The sequence below is a fragment of the Streptomyces minutiscleroticus genome, from assembly GCF_014650875.1.
Classification (GTDB): domain Bacteria; phylum Actinomycetota; class Actinomycetes; order Streptomycetales; family Streptomycetaceae; genus Streptomyces; species Streptomyces minutiscleroticus.
Map to the genome: position 1 here is coordinate 38,627 of NZ_BMVU01000045.1, position 15,820 is coordinate 54,446.

Here is a 15,820-nt window from a genome sequence, read left to right on the forward strand (position 1 = left end):
CGATCACCACGATGAACGAGGTACGGACTTCATGAACGACCAGATCCAGCCCGAGGACTCCCCGGAGTTCGAACACGGGGCGCTTGGCGACGCCGAGTACGCGGAGTTCATGGAGCTCGCCGCCGAAGAGGGCTTCGACATCGAGGACGTCGAGGGCGCCATCGAGGCGGCCGGGCACGGCCCGCTGCCCGTCCTCGCCGTCGTCGGCCGGCCGAACGTCGGCAAGTCGACCCTGGTGAACCGCATCATCGGCCGCCGCGAGGCGGTCGTCGAGGACCGCCCGGGCGTCACCCGCGACCGCGTCACCTACGAGGCGGAGTGGGCGGGCCGCCGCTTCAAGGTCGTCGACACCGGCGGCTGGGAGCAGGACGTCCTCGGCATCGACGCCTCCGTCGCCGCCCAGGCCGAGTACGCCATCGAGGCCGCCGACGCGGTGGTCTTCGTCGTCGACGCCAAGGTCGGCGCCACCGACACCGACGAGGCGGTCGTCCGGCTGCTGCGCAAGGCGGGCAAGCCCGTCGTGCTGTGCGCCAACAAGGTCGACGGCCCGAGCGGCGAGGCCGACGCCGCGTACCTGTGGTCCCTCGGCCTCGGCGAGCCGCACCCGGTCTCCGCGCTGCACGGCCGCGGCACCGGCGACATGCTGGACGCCGTCCTGGAGGCGCTGCCCGAGGCGCCCGCCCAGACCTTCGGCACCGCCGTCGGCGGCCCGCGCCGCATCGCCCTCATCGGCCGCCCGAACGTGGGCAAGTCCTCGCTGCTCAACAAGGTGGCGGGCGAGGAGCGCGTGGTCGTCAACGAACTCGCCGGCACCACCCGCGACCCGGTCGACGAGATGATCGAACTGGGTGGGAAGACCTGGAAGTTCGTCGACACGGCGGGCATCCGCAAGCGCGTCCACCTCCAGCAGGGCGCCGACTACTACGCCTCGCTGCGCACCGCGGCCGCCGTGGAGAAGGCCGAGGTCGCGGTCGTCCTCCTGGACGCCTCGGACACCATCTCCGTGCAGGACCAGCGGATCGTCACCATGGCCGTCGAGGCCGGGCGCGCGCTCGTGCTCGCCTACAACAAGTGGGACACCCTCGACGAGGAGCGCCGCTACTACCTGGAGCGGGAGATCGAGACCGAGCTCGGCCAGGTGGCGTGGGCCCCGCGGGTGAACGTCTCGGCGCGCACCGGGCGGCACATGGAGAAGCTGGTCCCGGCGATCGAGACGGCCCTGGCGGGCTGGGAGACCCGCGTCCCGACGGGCCGGCTGAACGCCTTCCTCGGTGAGCTGGTCGCCGCGCACCCGCACCCGATCCGGGGCGGCAAGCAGCCGCGCATCCTGTTCGGCACGCAGGCGGGCACGAAGCCGCCGCGGTTCGTGCTCTTCGCCTCCGGCTTCATCGAGCACGGCTACCGGCGCTTCGTCGAGCGCCGGCTGCGCGAGGAGTTCGGCTTCGAGGGCACGCCGATCCATATCTCGGTGCGGGTCCGCGAGAAGCGCGGCGCCAAGAAGAAGTGACCGGCCGCCGACCGGGCTCGGCCGAACGGACGAAAGGGCCCCCGTCCGGGGGCCCTTTCGTCCGTTCGCGAACCGGCGGCTCAGTTCTCCCGGCGCTGGCCCGGCGGCAGCGGGGCCGGGATCAGGCCGGTGGAGCGCAGCCGTCCGACCGGCTGCCAGCCGCCTCCGGAGGCCGGGCCGCGCCCGCCGGGTCCGCTCCGGCCGTGCTGCGTCTCGTGCCGCTGCTCGGGCAGGGGCACGGGGTGACCGGTCGCGTGCTGGGCGGAGGCGTGCCGCCCGCCGTACCCGCCGTGGTAGTACGACGAGGGCGGGGCGTCGTAGGAGCCGGGGCCGTACGACGAGGTGCCGAAGGCGGTGAAGCCCATGTCCTCCTCGCCGCTGCGGTCGCCGGGCAGCGCCCGGAAGGACCGGCGGTACTCCGCGTAGAGCGCGTCGTAGATCGGCGTGGCCGAGTGGCCGCCCTGGGAGGCCGAGGGCTCGGCGGCCCGCACATGGTGCAGGGCCTGGGGGCGCAGGGCCGGGAGCGGCGACGAATGGGGCTGGCGGCGGGAGGAGTCGTAGGTGTGCACGTACGGGCCAACGACTCGCGGAGCTCTCGGATGCGGCTTTCGCCGTGAATTTCGCAGGTCAGCATAGATAACACCGGTACGCGGCGGTTGTCGCGCGCCCGTGTCCCCGGACGGACGCACACCTCTCCCGGGCGGGGCCTGCGCCCGCGGCACACCTCACGCGCGGAGCCGATGTCCGCGGCACGTCTCTCGTACGAGCCGCTGTCCGCGCGCACGCCGCCCTCGTACGAGCCGTTGCTCGCGCGCACGCCGCCCTCGTACGAGCCGCTGTCCGGGCGCACGGCCCTCCGCACGGAGGCGCCCCTTCGCGCGTACGCCCTCCCGTGCCGGAGCCGGCGGCCGCGGTGCGTCTCTCGCGCGGCGCGGGTGGCCGCGCGTACGTGCCGTGCCGCGTCGTCGCTCCGTACGCACGCGGCGCGCCCCGCCCGGAGGCGGAGCGCGCCGGGGGGCGGATCGCTCAGGTGCCGGCGAGCGGCAGCGCGGCGGCCACCAGCTTGCCCTCGGCGGCGGCCTTGTCGAGGGCCTCGCGGAGCAGGTCCTCGCGGGGCTGGCGGCCGATGGATCCGACCGGGGCCGCGAAGAGCAGCACCTGCTGGTGCTTGTTGGCCGCGGCCCGCCAGCTCTCGGTGACCTGGAGCGGCTGGTGGGCCTGCCACCAGGCCACGGGGGCGCCGCCGTCCGCGCTGGGCTGGAGCACGGCGTGCAGCTGGCCCATGGCGAGCAGGACCGACCAGCCGTGCAGCACGGACGGCGCCCCGGTCAGCTCGGTGACGGGCATGAAGCCCTGCTCGATGAGGAGCGGCAGGAAGTCGTCGCCGGGGCCGCCCTCCGTGCCGGGCCGGGCGATCGGGCCGGTGGGCTCGACGACCAGCGCCGGGTGCAGCTCGCCGGAGAGCAGGACGAGCCCGCTGGTGACCCCGAGGACGGCCTGCTCCGGCGGTGCCCCGGCCGGGCGCTCGGCACCGGTGATGGAGCGGACCGCGCCCTGCAGCTGCTCCTCGGTGACCTGGACGACCTGGGAGGGGAGACAGGTGGCGTGGGCGAAGGCGAGGACGGCGGTCTCCTCGCCGACGAACAGGACGGTGCTGGTGCGCTCCTGTTCGGAGTCGCCCGGGGTACGGCAGGAGGTGCAGTCGTAGCTGCCCGGGGCGTTCTCTCCGGCGAGCAGCCGGTCGGCTTCTTCGTCGCCGATCTCGGCGCGTACGTCGTCGCTGACGTCGAGCATGCGCGGCACGGTGGCTCCCTCGGATGCGGTGCGTGACGGCCCGGGCGGCTCCCGGTCCACGAGCGCGGGGTGGTTCCCGGCTCATGAAGAAGACAACGGGCGACCTGTGGCCGGAGTCACGCCCGGGAGCGAACGGAATCGAACCATCGGGTGCGCAGGGTGAAATCCGTGCCGTTTCCGGTCACTCCGCGCCAACTCCTCTGACGTCCGAGGAAGTTGGACCGGTGAGGTGGCTCACAGATCACGTGGGGCGAGAGGAGAAAAATCAGTATATCGAGGTGCGAAACGGATGTCCGAACCCTCTTGATACTTCCGGTAACAGATGACTGGCCTGGCATGACGGGTTTCCGGTTGATGACAGGCGGACCGGCTCCCTACATTCCTCGGCCGTGTGCAGCGAGCACCGCTCGGGCACGTCCGCCGACCGCGTCACACGTCTCTCGGTACGGCCCCGCAGGCGGACGGGGCGGAGCGCGACGACCGCGTCCTGTGCGCATCCGGTCGCGCCCCGCCTTCGGGGCGACCCGGGTCCTTCGAGAGGGAAACACATGTCCGAATGTGCCGTGAACACCCGTAAGACCCGTACGGCGGCGGTCCTCGCCGGGGCCGCCCTCCTCGCCCCGCTCGGACTGCTGGCCGCCCCGGGCGGCGCCGCGGCAACGGACGGCGGGGTGTGGGACCGCATCGCGCAGTGCGAGAGCGGCGGGAACTGGCACATCAACACCGGCAACGGCTTCTACGGCGGTCTGCAGTTCACCCCCAGCACTTGGCGCGCCTACGGCGGCGGCGCCTACGCGGCCAGCGCCCACCAGGCGTCCAGGGCGCAGCAGATCGCCGTCGCGACCAAGGTGCAGCGCGGTCAGGGCTGGGGCGCCTGGCCCGTCTGCTCGGCCCGGGCCGGCGCGTACGGCAGCGCGCCCGCGGCGGCCGCGCCCGCCGCCGAACCGGCCAAGTCGGCCAGGGCGGCGGTCCCGAAGCAGCGGTCGCAGGCGCCCGCGCGCAGCGACCGCGGAGCGTCCCGCGGCGGCTACACCGTCCGCCGGGGAGACACGCTGGGCACCATCGCCGCCCGGCACGGCGTCGGCTGGCGGCAGGTGTACGCCGCCAACAAGGCGGCCATCGGCGCGAACCCCCATGTCATCGTCCCCGGTCAGCGGCTCATGATCTGAGCCCCGCTCCCCGCGTCCCGGGACGACGGGCCCCGTCCGGCCGCCCCGCCGGGCGGGGCCCCGCCGCGTCCGCGGCCGCCGCGCGCGACGGTCACCGCACCGGCCCCGACGCGCGATCCCGCCGAAAGGTTCCGGAAATCGCCTACCGATGACGCAACCGTTCGAGAACAAGATGATGAGGACGCCCAACCACGCGTACGCGGAACCGGTCTAACCATGTGGAAGGCGGACCGGTCAGCGGATTCGGGGGATTCGAGGACGCATGCACATCTCTTTTCTCATACACAACGCGTACGGGATCGGAGGGACCATCAGGACGACCTTCAATCTCGCCGACGCCCTCGCCGACCACCACGACGTCGAGGTCGTCTCGGTCTTCCGCCACCGCGACGAGCCGGTCTTCGCGCACGACCCGCGGGTCCGCGTCCGGCACCTGGTCGACCTCCGCAAGGACTCCCCCGGCTACGACGGCGAGGACCCCGAGCACCGCGCCCGGGCCAGGGTGTTCCCGCGCGCCGAGGGCCGCTACGCGCAGTACAGCGCCCTGAGCGACCGCCGGATCGCCGCCCACCTCGCGACGGTCGAGGCCGACGTGGTGGTCGGCACCCGGCCGGGCCTCAACGTCCACCTGGCCCGCCAGACCCGCCGCGGCCCGCTCCGCGTCGGCCAGGAGCACCTCACGCTCGACAGCCACTCCGCCGCCCTGCGCGCGGCCCTGCGGGCCGTCTACCCGTGCCTGGACGCGCTCACCACGACCACCGAGGCCGACGCCCGCGCGTACCGCGGCACGATGCGGCTGCCCGGCGTACGGATCCAGGCCGTGCCCAACCCGGTGCCCGCGCCCGTCGTGGAGCCCGCGGACGGCTCGGGCAAGTGGGTGGTGGCGGCCGGCCGGCTGGCTCCGGTCAAGCGGTACGACCTGCTCATCAGGGCGTTCGACCGGGTGCGCGGACAGCGGCCCGACTGGCGGCTGCGGATCTACGGCGGCGGCAAGCAGAAGGAGAGGCTGCGCGCCCTCATCGACGACCTGGACCTCTACAACCACGTCTACCTGATGGGGCCGGCCAACCCCATCGAGCCGGAGTGGGCCAAGGGCTCCATCGCCGCCGTCACCTCCAGCCTGGAGTCCTTCGGCATGACGATCGTCGAGGCCATGCGCTGCGGCCTGCCCGTCGTCTCGACGGACTGCCCGCACGGCCCCGGGGAGATCATCGACAACGGCGTCGACGGCCGCCTCGTCGAGGTCGGCAACGTCGAGGCCATCGCGGGCGGTCTGCTCGAACTCATCAACGACGACGCGCTGCGGCACCGGATGGCCGTCCGCGCGCTCCAGGACTCCGCCCGCTTCGACCCGGCCCGCATAGCGGAGCGCTACGAGTCGCTCTTCTCCGGGCTGTCCCGGCGCAGCGGGCCCTCGCGGCTCGCCCGGGTGCGCGAGTCGCTGCACCGCACCAGGGGCGCGCTGCTCAGCGGCGCGTACGCCGTCCGGGACGCCGCCGGACGCGACGGACTCAGGAAGGGGCGTACCGCATGACGACGCTGGTTCCCCGGCCGCCTCAGCCGCAGCAGCCGTCCGTACCGCCGCAGCCCGTGCCGCGGCGGGCCGAGGAGGACACCGCCGTGCCGCCCCGCGCCGACTGCGTCGCCGACTCCGCGGGCGGGCTGACCTTCGACGTCACCGAGACCGGGGAGTCCGGCGCCGCGCTGCTCGTGCTGCGCCGCCGCGACGACGGCGCGGAGGTCAGCCTGCCGCTGACGCCCGTGTCCGAGGGACGGCTGCGGGCCGCGCTGCCCAGCGGCGTCGCGCTGCCCGAGGGCCGCTGGGACGCCTACGTCCGGCTGGCGGACGGCGAGCCGCAGCGCCTCGTGCCGGGCGTCAACGACCTGCGCTCCCTGGTCGACCGGATGCCGAGCGGCTCCCTCGGCCACGTCGCGGTCCGCATCCCGTACGCGACCAAGCACGGCAACCTCACCGTCCGCAGCTGGCTGCGCGCCCCGCACGCCGAGGCGGGCGAACTGCACGTGGGGGAGCGGGTCCTCGAGGTGCGGGGCCGGGTCTACGGCGTCGCCCTCGGCCCGGACGCGTACGCCGAGGTGAGCCCGCGCGGCGGGGACACGGCGCCGCTGCGGGCCGAGGTGACCGGCGACGCGCCGGACTTCCGCTTCGACGTGCCCTACGACGAGCTGGCGGAGGGCGTCTGGGACCTGTGGCTGCGCCCGGCGGGCCAGGCGGGGCCGCGGGTGCGCCTGGCCCGGCTGCTCGACGACGTCGCGGACAAGAAGGCGATCTTCACCTACCCCAAGGCGGAGCTGCGGGGCGCGCACGGACCGGTCGAGGCGCACCCGTACTACACGGTCGACAACGACCTGTCGGTCGCCGTCACGGCCCGGTCACCCAAGGGCCCCGCCCCGAAGACCTCCTGAAGGCCGTCGCGCGCCGTCCCGCCCGCGGTCCCCGCGGACCTCACGGCCGCGGCGGACCGGGGGCCTCGCGCCCCTGGCCGGAGCGGGTCTGGGGCGGGGTGATCGCCGCGTACCGCGGATGGTGCAGGTCGAAGGCGGGGGACTCGGAGCGGATCCGGGGCAGCGTGACGAAGTTGTGCCGGGGCGGCGGGCAGGAGGTCGCCCACTCCAGGGACCGGCCGAAGCCCCACGGGTCGTCCACCTCGACCCTCCGGCCGTACTTCGCCGTGCGCCAGACGTTGTAGAGGAACGGCAGCGTCGACAGGCCGAGCAGGAACGCGCCGACGGTGGAGACGGTGTTGAGCGCCGTGAACCCGTCGGCGGCCAGGTAGTCGGCGTAGCGCCGCGGCATGCCCTCCGCGCCCAGCCAGTGCTGCACCAGGAACGTGGTGTGGAAGCCGATGAACAGCGTCCAGAAGTGGAGCTTCCCCAGGCGCTCGTCGAGCATCCTCCCGGTGAACTTCGGCCACCAGAAGTAGAAGCCCGCGAAGGTGGCGAAGACGACCGTGCCGAACACCACGTAGTGGAAGTGGGCGACCACGAAGTAGGTGTCCGTGACGTGGAAGTCCAGCGGCGGCGAGGCCAGGATCACGCCGGTCAGACCGCCGAACAGGAACGTCACGAGGAAGCCGGCCGACCACAGCATCGGCGTCTCGAAGGACAGCGACCCCCTCAGCATGGTCCCCGTCCAGTTGAAGAACTTCACGCCCGTGGGCACGGCGATCAGGAACGTCATGAAGGAGAAGAACGGCAGCAGCACCGCGCCCGTGGCGAACATGTGGTGCGCCCACACCACCACCGACAGCCCGGTGATGGACATGGTCGCGGCGACCAGCGTGGTGTAGCCGAAGATCGGCTTGCGGCTGAAGACCGGGATGATCTCCGTGACGATCCCGAAGAACGGCAGCGCGATGATGTACACCTCGGGGTGCCCGAAGAACCAGAACAGGTGCTGCCACAGGAGCGGGCCGCCGTTCTCCGCGGCGAACACCACCGCGCCGAACCGCCGGTCCGCCTCCAGCACCAGCAGCGCGGCCGCCAGCACCGGGAACGCCATCAGGACCAGGATCGACGTGAACAGCGTGTTCCAGACGAAGATCGGCATCCGGAACATCGTCATGCCCGGGGCGCGCATCCCGATGATGGTGGTCAGGAAGTTCACGGCGCCGAGGATCGTGCCGAACCCGGACAGCGCGAGCCCCATGATCCACATGTCGGCACCGACGCCCGGTGACCGTTCCGGACCGCTGAGCGGGGTGTAGGAGGTCCAGCCGAAGTCGGCGGCCCCCGACGGCGTCAGCAGCGAGCCGAGCACGATCAGGCCGCCGAGGAGGAAGAGCCAGTACGCCAGCATGTTCAGCCGGGGGAAGGCGACGTCGGGCGCGCCTATCTGCAGCGGCATCAGCTCGTTGGCGAACCCGGCGAAGGTCGGGGTCGCGAAGAGCAGCAGCATGATCGTGCCGTGCAGCGTGAAGAGCTGGTTGTACTGCTCGTTGTCGACGATCTGCAGGCCGGGGCGGGCCAGTTCGGCCCGCATCACGAGCGCCATCACCCCGCCGGCCAGGAAGAACACGAACGATGTGATCAGGTAGAGGTGCCCGATCTTCTTGTGGTCCGTCGTGGTCAGCCAGTCCACGACCAGCCGTCCCTGCCGCCTCACCGGCGCGGTGCGGACCTCCGCCGCCTGCGCGGTGTCCGTGCCCATGCTGCCCCCTCGCTCGTCGCGTCCCGGGCCTGCCGTGGCTCACGCCATGATGCGCGCCCGGGCCGGACTCCGACAGAGGGTGTGCGCGGATCGTGTGGGGGAAACGTGCGCGTCCCGTGGCCGAGAAGAATCGGCGGGTTTCCGCGTGGCGATCCGGGAAATGCGGAGGGAAAAAGGCCGCCGCCGTGGCGCGGCCCTCCGCTATTCCCGGGCAATTCGAGCGGCGCCGGGCGGGGACGGAATTCCGGGTGGCTTGTCGGGAACACGCCGTGAACCGCTCGTACGTGTGATGCCGTTACGCCAAAACGCCTGTCGTCGTCCTGTGACGTCGGTGTGACTGCGGGGGCGCGTGACGCACGGTGGCGGGCCCGGGCTTCCGCCGCGGCCGCGGGCGGCCTACCGTGGCGGGCATGGCACCGATTCCCACTCCGCCCGCGGAGCCCCAGGACAGCCTCGACGCCTACGTGGGACTGGAGGCGGCGGGCGCCGAGCGCCGGGCCCGCGAACACGGCTGGTCCACCGTCAGGTCGCTGCCGCCGGGGGCGGTGGTGACCATGGAGTACCGCGCCGGACGGCTGAACTTCGAGGTCGCCGACGGCCTGGTGAAGCGCTGCTGGAAGGGCTGAGCGAGGTCCCGCCCGGCGTGCGGTGACGGAAGAGGGCCCCGGTTCCGGGAAGGAACCGGGGCCCTCGTGCCGTGCGGGACGGTGTGCGCGGCCCGTCCGCCGTGCCGGCTCAGCCGCCCGTCAGGGGGCGGGCCGCCGAAGCCGGGCCGCGCGGCGGCCGGTCCGCGTGCGGCAGCCGGTCCGCGTGCGGCGGCCTGCGGCTGCCCACGGGGGTGACGGGCGTGCGCTCCGAACGGGTCAGGTGCGGGCCGGGCGCCAGGTGGACCGGCGTCCGCGGCGTGCGGGCGGTCGGCTCCCGCGGCGCCTCGCGGGAGGCCGGTTCGCGCGCCGCGGGCTCCTGGGCGGCCGGCTCCAGCACCGTGAGCTCGTGCGGCGCGGCGCCCCGGGCCGTGCCCTCGTGCGGGGCGGCCTGACGGACCGGCGGCCCGGACGGTACGGACTCCCCGGCGGACGGCGCGCCGTCCTGGGCCAGCAGCGCGCCGGCCGGTGTCCTGGCCGGGGCCGGGACCGGGACCGGAGCGGTGCCGCGGCGGCGCCAGGCGTCGCGCAGCGCGAACAGGGTGGCCTCCGCACGGGCGATCAGCGGCTCGAACCAGGGCAGCGCCAGCAGGATCAGCAGACCCGCGGTCCAGCCCAGCAGGACGTCGCTCAGCCAGTGCGTACCGAGGTAGACGGTGGTGAGACCGACCCCGAGCGAGACCACGGCGGAGAGCGCGGACAGCCAGCGGCGGGCGCGCGGCGTCGACGCCAGATAGGCGAGGATGCCCCATGTCACCACGGCGTTGGCGGTGTGGCCCGAGGGAAATATGTCGCCGCCGAGCCACATCTCGTTGGAGCCGATCTCGGTCGCGTAGTGCGGTCCGAGGCGGCCCATGCCGAGCTTGGCGGCGCCCACGGTGACGTTCAGGAGCAGCAGCGCGGCGCCCAGCGTCAGCAGCGGGCGGAGCGTGTGCTGCCGCCACGAGCGCCAGCCCAGCCAGGCGGCGACCATCACGGCGGTGGGCCCGCGCTGGCCCAGGACCACGTAGTAGTCGAGGAAGGCGTGGATCTCCGGCCACTGCTGGTAGGGCCGGAAGAACATGACCTGCCAGTCGAGCCGGACCAGCCACGAGGTGATCAGCACGGCCCACACGATGGCGCCGTAGAAGGCGAGGGTGGCGGAGAAGAGGACCACCCGGTGCCGGCTCATCCTGGGCACGTCGATGTGGGCCGGTCGTTCCGGCTCACGGTCAAGCCGGGCGAACACCCGGTCCAGACGAGTCAGCTTCCGTTCGGTACGCACGTCAATCGACGTTACAGCGAGTGAGGTGCGTTCCAGGCCCAATCACCGGCTTTGTGATGACGATGTGATGTGGGATTCCTCTCAGGGAGATGGTTTATTCGCCGGGATATGCAATCGCGGGGGCCGGTGCTCCGATAATTCCCGGTGATCCATAAGGGTGGCCGTTTTATCTCCCTTATAAATTCGTTCACCGGAAGATCCGACGAATTTATCCGGCCGCTCACGGGTCGTCAGGGGGCCGGTCAGGGCGGGCCTGAGCCGTTCAGCCAGAACGCCCCGTACACCGCCGACACCGCGGCCACACCTCCGAGCACCCCCGCCGACCTGGTGGGACGCAGCCGCGCCAGAGCCCGCGCGAGCGGGAACAACAGGGGAAAGGCGGGCAGCAGCAGGCGCGGCTTCGAGCCGAAATAGCCCGACGCGCACAGGGCGAGCGCGAGGACGATCCCCGTGTACGCCAGCAGCGCGGGCGGCTGGCCCTGCCGCACGCCGGCGGCGTACAGCGCCAGGAGCAGGGCCACCGAGGCGACCAGCGCGAGCCCGGCGAGGGCCGAGGGGAACGACGTGAACCTGCCGGCGACGAAGCGGGTGAAGGCGTACCCGCCGTCGAAGCCGTTGCCCCAGCCCGCCTGGACGTCGAGGTAGCCCAGCGGGCCCGCGCCCGTGCGGCGGCCCACCCACAGCACGTAGCCGACGGCGCCCAGGGGCGAGACGGCGACGGCGACGGCCCGCGCGCCCGTCGCCCTCCGCCACGCCGCCGAGGCCGCACCCCGCGCCTGTCCGTCCGGGGCGCCGCTCCGCGTTCCGCCCTCTGCGGCCGCCGCCCGCCGGTCCCGTGCGAACGAGGCGAACGCCGCCGTCCACACGGCGGCGGCCACGGCCATGCCCACCGGTCGGGTCAGCCCGGCCGCCGCCGCCAGCGCGCCCGCCGTGAGCCAGCGGCCCGTCAGCACCGCGTACAGCGACCATGCGGCGAGCGCGGTGAACAGCGACTCGCTGTACGCCATCGACTGCACGACCCCGACCGGCAGCACCGCCCACGCCAGCACCGCGCAGATGCCGGCCCGCCTCCCGTACAGCAGGTCGGCGACCGCGAAGACCCCCCAGGCCGCGGCGAGCGAGGCGAGCGTGCTCACCAGCAGACCCGCGTCCGCGTACGGCAGCGGGGTCACCGCCGCGACGGCCCGTTCCAGCCACGGCAGCAGCGGGAAGAACGCCAGGTTCGAGTGGACGTCCCCGCCGGGCAGCCGGACCTCGTAGCCGTATCCGGAAGCCGCCACCCGCACGTACCACACGGAGTCCCAGCGCGCCGTGAGCAAGTGGTGGGCGCTCGTTCCCCGCGCCGCGCTCCACACCGCCAGCACCGCGACCCCCAGCGCACGCACCGCCGCGTATCCCAACAGGGCGGGCGCGGCCCGGCGTACGGAGGGGCCCGCGCGGGGCGGGACGGCGGGCGTCGCTGGATCGGTCACGGGCTCGATTATCGGGCGGAGCCGCAACCGGAAGGGGCACGCAGACGCGTCGTACCGGGAGACGGCGTGGCGCACACCACACCGTACGGCCCGCAGACGTGAGAGGTCCGCCACGCGACACTGGCCTGAACTCGCGTAACCTGACGGCTCACTCGCCCTTCGGCGCGCGGGTGCCGGAGGACCGCCCCTCCGCACCGCAGCCACCGCGGGAAGTCCCCGCCCGCGGAACCGCCGACCGCGAGGGAACATCTGGGAGGTACGTACATGTCCGGGACGACCACGGCCGCAGTGCGACGCCGTCGGGAGGCCGGGGCCGGTGCCAACCGCTGGGTCGTCCTCGTCGTCCTCTGCGCCAGCCTGCTGCTGGTCGCCCTCGACGCCACGGTGCTGCACGTCGCGGTGCCCGCCGTCACCGAGGACCTCAGGCCCGGCGCGATGGAACTGCTCTGGATCGTCGACGTCTACCCGCTCGTCTGCGCCTCGCTGCTGATCCTCTTCGGCACGCTGGGCGACCGCGTCGGCCGCAGACGCGTCCTCCTGCTCGGTTACGCGCTCTTCGGCGTCGCGTCCGCCGCGGCGGCCCTGTCCGACGACGCGCGGCTGCTGATCGCGGCGCGCGCCCTGCTCGGCGTGGGCGGCGCGATGATCATGCCCGCGACGCTGTCGATCCTGCGCCAGGTCTTTCCCGACCGGCGCGAGAGGGCCCTCGCCATCGGCGTCTGGAGCGCGGTGGCCGCGGTCGGCGCGGCGGTCGGACCGCTGCTCGGAGGCTTCCTCCTGGAGCACTTCTGGTGGGGTTCGGTCTTCCTGATCAACATTCCCCTGATGCTGGTCAGCCTGCCGGTCGGCCGGCTGCTGCTGCCCGAGTCGACCGGCCGGCGGGACGGCCCGTGGGACGTGGTCGGCGCGCTGATGGCGGCGGCCGGGCTCTTCGGCCTGGTGCTCGGCGTGAAGCGGCTGGGCGGCGGCGAGGCGCCGCTGGGCCCGGCCACCCTCGTCCCGCTGCTGGCGGGCGCCGCCCTGCTCGCCGGCTTCGTCCGCAGGCAGCGCGGGCGCGCACACCCCCTCGTCGATCTGCGCATGTTCACCCGGCCCGCCTTCAGTACGTCGGTGGGCTGCATCGTGCTGGCCATGCTCGCGCTGGTCGGACTCGAACTCATCGCCGCGCAGTACCTCCAGCTCGTCCTCGGCCTCTCGCCGCTCCAGACGGGCCTCAGGCTGCTGCCGCTGACCGTGGCGGCGATGGCGGCGGGGCTCCTCGGCGCCCGGATGCTGCACCGCTTCGGCCCGCGGACCATGGTCGGCCTCGGCTTCTGCCTCACCGCGGCGGCCGTGCTCACGCTCACCGCGATGGGCCGCGAGGACAACGCGCCGCTGCTGCTCACCGGCTTCGTGCTGCTCGGCTTCGGCCTGGAGACCACCCTGTTCGGGGCGTACGAGTCGATGCTGAGCGAGGCGCCGCCGGAGCAGTCGGGCGGGGCCGCGGCGATCGGCGAGACCTCGTACCAGCTGGGCGCGGGCATCGGCATAGCACTGCTCGGCAGCGTGATGAACGCCGCCTACGCGCCGCGCCTGTCCTCCGTGCCGGGCGTGCCGGCCGCCGACGCGGCGGGGGCGAGCCACTCGCTGGGGGAGGCGTACGAGGTGGCCGACCGGCTCGGCGGCTCCTCCGGGACGGCGCTGCACGACGCCGCCTGCGCCTCCTTCGTGCACGGGCTGCACGTGACGCTGCTCGTCAGCGCCGGACTGCTGCTGCTCGGCGCGGTGATGGCGCTGCGGCTGCCGCGCACCATGGAGTGCGGGGCGCCGCCCGCCGGAACCCTGGCCGAGGTGCCCTCGCCCCGCGAGCCCTCCGCGGCATCCGCGTCCTCGTCCTCCCCGGTGCGGGCGGAGTCGGTCGGCTGAACCGACCGGCCGTGCGGGGGACGCACGCTCTGGACGCGCGGGACACCGCGCCGTAACGTCGGCGCCGATCTGTGACTAACAGTGCTAGTTTTCCGTGCCGGAGGCCCCATGTCCGCTTCCTCGAAGCTGCCGCCCTTCGACCCCGCCGACCCGCTGGGCGTCGACGACCTGCTCGAACCGGAGGACCTCGCCGTCCGCGACACCGTGCGGCGCTGGGCCGCGGACCGGGTGCTGCCGTACGTCGCCGAGTGGTACGAGAAGGGCGAACTGCCCGGGATCCGGGAGCTGGCGAAGGAGCTGGGCGCCCTCGGCGCGCTCGGCATGTCCCTGGAGGGCCACGGCTGCGCCGGAGCCTCGGCCGTGCAGTACGGCCTGGCCTGCCTGGAGCTGGAGGCCGCCGACTCCGGCATCCGCTCGCTCGTCTCGGTCCAGGGCTCCCTCGCGATGTACGCGATCCACCGCTTCGGCTCCGAGGAGCAGAAGCGGGAGTGGCTGCCGCGCATGGCGGCCGGCGAGGTCATCGGCTGCTTCGGCCTGACCGAGCCCGACCACGGCTCCGACCCCGCGTCCATGCGGACGTACGCCAGGCGCGACGGCGCGGACTGGGTGCTCGACGGCCGCAAGATGTGGATCACGAACGGGTCGGTCGCGGGCGTCGCCGTCGTCTGGGCCCGCACCGACGACGGCATCCGCGGCTTCGTCGTGCCCACCGACCGGCCCGGCTTCTCCGCGCCCGAGATCCGGCACAAGTGGTCGCTGCGCGCCTCGGTCACCAGCGAGCTGGTCCTCGACGGCGTACGGCTGCCGGCCGACGCGATGCTGCCGGAGGCCACCGGGCTCAAGGGCCCGCTGAGCTGTCTGTCGCACGCGCGGTACGGGATCGTGTGGGGGGCGATGGGCGCGGCGCGGGCCAGCTTCGAGGCGGCGCTGGAGTACGCGCGCTCGCGGGAGCAGTTCGGGCGGGCCATCGGCGGCTTCCAGCTCACCCAGGCCAAGCTCGCCGACATGGCGGTCGAACTGCACAAGGGGATTCTGCTCGCGCACCACCTCGGGCGGCGCATGGACGCCGGCCGCCTGCGTCCCGAGCAGGTCAGCTTCGGCAAGCTCAACAACGTGCGGGAGGCGATCGGGATCTGCCGCACGGCGCGGACGGTCCTGGGCGCGAACGGCATCTCGCTGGAGTACCCCGTGATGCGGCACGCCACCAACCTGGAATCGGTGCTCACCTACGAGGGCACCGTCGAGATGCACCAGCTCGTGCTGGGCAAGGCGCTCACCGGGCTCGACGCCTTCCGGTGAGCCGGCGGGGGAGGTCCCCGTGGGGAGGCAGGGCCGGTGGGCGGCCCTGCCTCAGCTCTGGTTGAAGAAGCCGTCCGAGTGACGGCGGGCGGGCTCCCCGCTGACGATCTCGGTGTCGGCGGGGGTCAGCAGGAAGACCCGGTTCGACACGCGCTCGATGGAGCCGCGCAGGCCGAAGATGAGGCCGGCGGCGAAGTCCACCACGCGCTTGGCGTCGGCGGCCTCCATCGACGTGAGGTTCATGATCACCGGGACGCCGTCCCGGAAGAGCTCCCCGATGTTCCGGGCGTCCCGGAAGCTGTCGGGCGTGACCGTGCCGATCCGGCGGCCCTTCTCCTGGGCCGTGTCCGAGGCCACCTTCACCCGGGGGTCCGTGACCCAGGCGTCCCCGGTTTCGGCACCTTCGGAGTAGTCGTCGTCGTAGTAACGCTCGTCATCGTTGTCGTCGACGAGGCCAAGCCAGGCACTCGCCTTGCGCACCGATCCCATGGACGCCTCCTCTCACAGCGGTCTTGCTAGCTCTTCCGTATCCCTATCGTCGTCCATGATGCGGATGACGTGCCAAGTGGATAGTCGCCGCGCGGGGGTTTCGTGACGG

The 15,820-nt window shown here is 73.3% G+C and carries 13 protein-coding genes; 7 read left to right on the forward strand and 6 right to left on the reverse strand.

Features of this window, described 5'->3' with window-relative positions:
* Positions 1-31 precede the first annotated feature (31 nt).
* The gene (der, locus tag IE271_RS31190; protein ID WP_190193828.1) at positions 32-1,507 is read left to right on the forward strand and encodes a ribosome biogenesis GTPase Der; all 1,476 of its coding nucleotides are present in this window, start codon (positions 32-34) and stop codon (positions 1,505-1,507) included.
* An 80-nt stretch (positions 1,508-1,587) separates the two neighbouring features.
* Here the strand turns inward: der and IE271_RS31195 are convergent, their stop codons facing one another.
* Together IE271_RS31195 and IE271_RS31200 are read right to left on the reverse strand one after the other, a co-directional pair.
* Positions 1,588-2,076 carry a hypothetical protein gene (locus tag IE271_RS31195; protein ID WP_190193829.1) on the reverse strand — a complete coding sequence of 163 codons (489 nt, stop codon included), beginning with the start codon at positions 2,074-2,076 and terminating at the stop codon, positions 1,588-1,590.
* 457 nt (positions 2,077-2,533) lie between these two features.
* Positions 2,534-3,310 (reverse strand): DUF8842 C-terminal domain-containing protein, encoded by a 777-nt coding sequence (locus IE271_RS31200; RefSeq protein WP_190193830.1) that lies wholly within the window; start codon positions 3,308-3,310, stop codon positions 2,534-2,536.
* Positions 3,311-3,849: 539 nt separating this feature from the next.
* Here IE271_RS31200 and IE271_RS31205 point away from each other — a divergent pair.
* The 3 genes from IE271_RS31205 to IE271_RS31215 all read left to right on the forward strand — a co-directional run bounded on the left by IE271_RS31205 (position 3,850) and on the right by IE271_RS31215 (position 6,894).
* Positions 3,850-4,470, forward strand: a complete 621-nt coding sequence (locus tag IE271_RS31205) for a LysM peptidoglycan-binding domain-containing protein (protein ID WP_190193831.1) — start codon at positions 3,850-3,852, stop codon at positions 4,468-4,470.
* Between the two features lie 262 nt (positions 4,471-4,732).
* A complete protein-coding gene (locus IE271_RS31210) occupies positions 4,733-6,004 on the forward strand; it encodes a glycosyltransferase family 4 protein (protein WP_190193832.1) in 1,272 nt (423 codons plus the stop codon).
* Positions 6,001-6,894, forward strand: a complete 894-nt coding sequence (locus tag IE271_RS31215; protein WP_229919669.1) for a hypothetical protein — start codon at positions 6,001-6,003, stop codon at positions 6,892-6,894. Before IE271_RS31210 ends, IE271_RS31215 begins: the two co-directional genes overlap by 4 nt.
* 40 nt (positions 6,895-6,934) lie before the next feature.
* Here the strand turns inward: IE271_RS31215 and ctaD are convergent, their stop codons facing one another.
* Positions 6,935-8,638, reverse strand: a complete 1,704-nt coding sequence (ctaD, locus tag IE271_RS31220) for an aa3-type cytochrome oxidase subunit I (RefSeq protein ID WP_190193833.1) — start codon at positions 8,636-8,638, stop codon at positions 6,935-6,937.
* Between the two features lie 410 nt (positions 8,639-9,048).
* On the opposite strand from ctaD, the gene IE271_RS31225 reads away from it, so the two are divergent.
* The gene (locus IE271_RS31225; RefSeq protein ID WP_190193834.1) at positions 9,049-9,264 is read left to right on the forward strand and encodes an I78 family peptidase inhibitor; all 216 of its coding nucleotides are present in this window, start codon (positions 9,049-9,051) and stop codon (positions 9,262-9,264) included.
* Positions 9,265-9,373: 109 nt separating this feature from the next.
* Here IE271_RS31225 and IE271_RS31230 read toward each other — a convergent pair whose 3' ends face one another.
* Together IE271_RS31230 and IE271_RS31235 are read right to left on the reverse strand one after the other, a co-directional pair.
* A complete protein-coding gene (locus IE271_RS31230) occupies positions 9,374-10,546 on the reverse strand; it encodes a phosphatase PAP2 family protein (RefSeq protein ID WP_190193835.1) in 1,173 nt (390 codons plus the stop codon).
* A 242-nt stretch (positions 10,547-10,788) separates the two neighbouring features.
* Entirely contained in the window at positions 10,789-12,018 is a 1,230-nt protein-coding gene (locus tag IE271_RS31235) for a putative hexosyltransferase (protein ID WP_229919670.1), read from the reverse strand.
* 264 nt (positions 12,019-12,282) lie between these two features.
* On the opposite strand from IE271_RS31235, the gene IE271_RS31240 reads away from it, so the two are divergent.
* Together IE271_RS31240 and IE271_RS31245 are read left to right on the forward strand one after the other, a co-directional pair.
* Positions 12,283-13,923: an MFS transporter gene (locus IE271_RS31240; RefSeq protein WP_190193837.1), complete on the forward strand. Its 1,641-nt coding sequence runs from the start codon at positions 12,283-12,285 to the stop codon at positions 13,921-13,923.
* A gap of 108 nt (positions 13,924-14,031) precedes the next feature.
* Positions 14,032-15,222: an acyl-CoA dehydrogenase family protein gene (locus IE271_RS31245; protein WP_190193838.1), complete on the forward strand. Its 1,191-nt coding sequence runs from the start codon at positions 14,032-14,034 to the stop codon at positions 15,220-15,222.
* Between the two features lie 51 nt (positions 15,223-15,273).
* Here the strand turns inward: IE271_RS31245 and IE271_RS31250 are convergent, their stop codons facing one another.
* Positions 15,274-15,711 (reverse strand): cell division protein SepF, encoded by a 438-nt coding sequence (locus tag IE271_RS31250; RefSeq protein WP_190193839.1) that lies wholly within the window; start codon positions 15,709-15,711, stop codon positions 15,274-15,276.
* Positions 15,712-15,820: the final 109 nt, after the last annotated feature.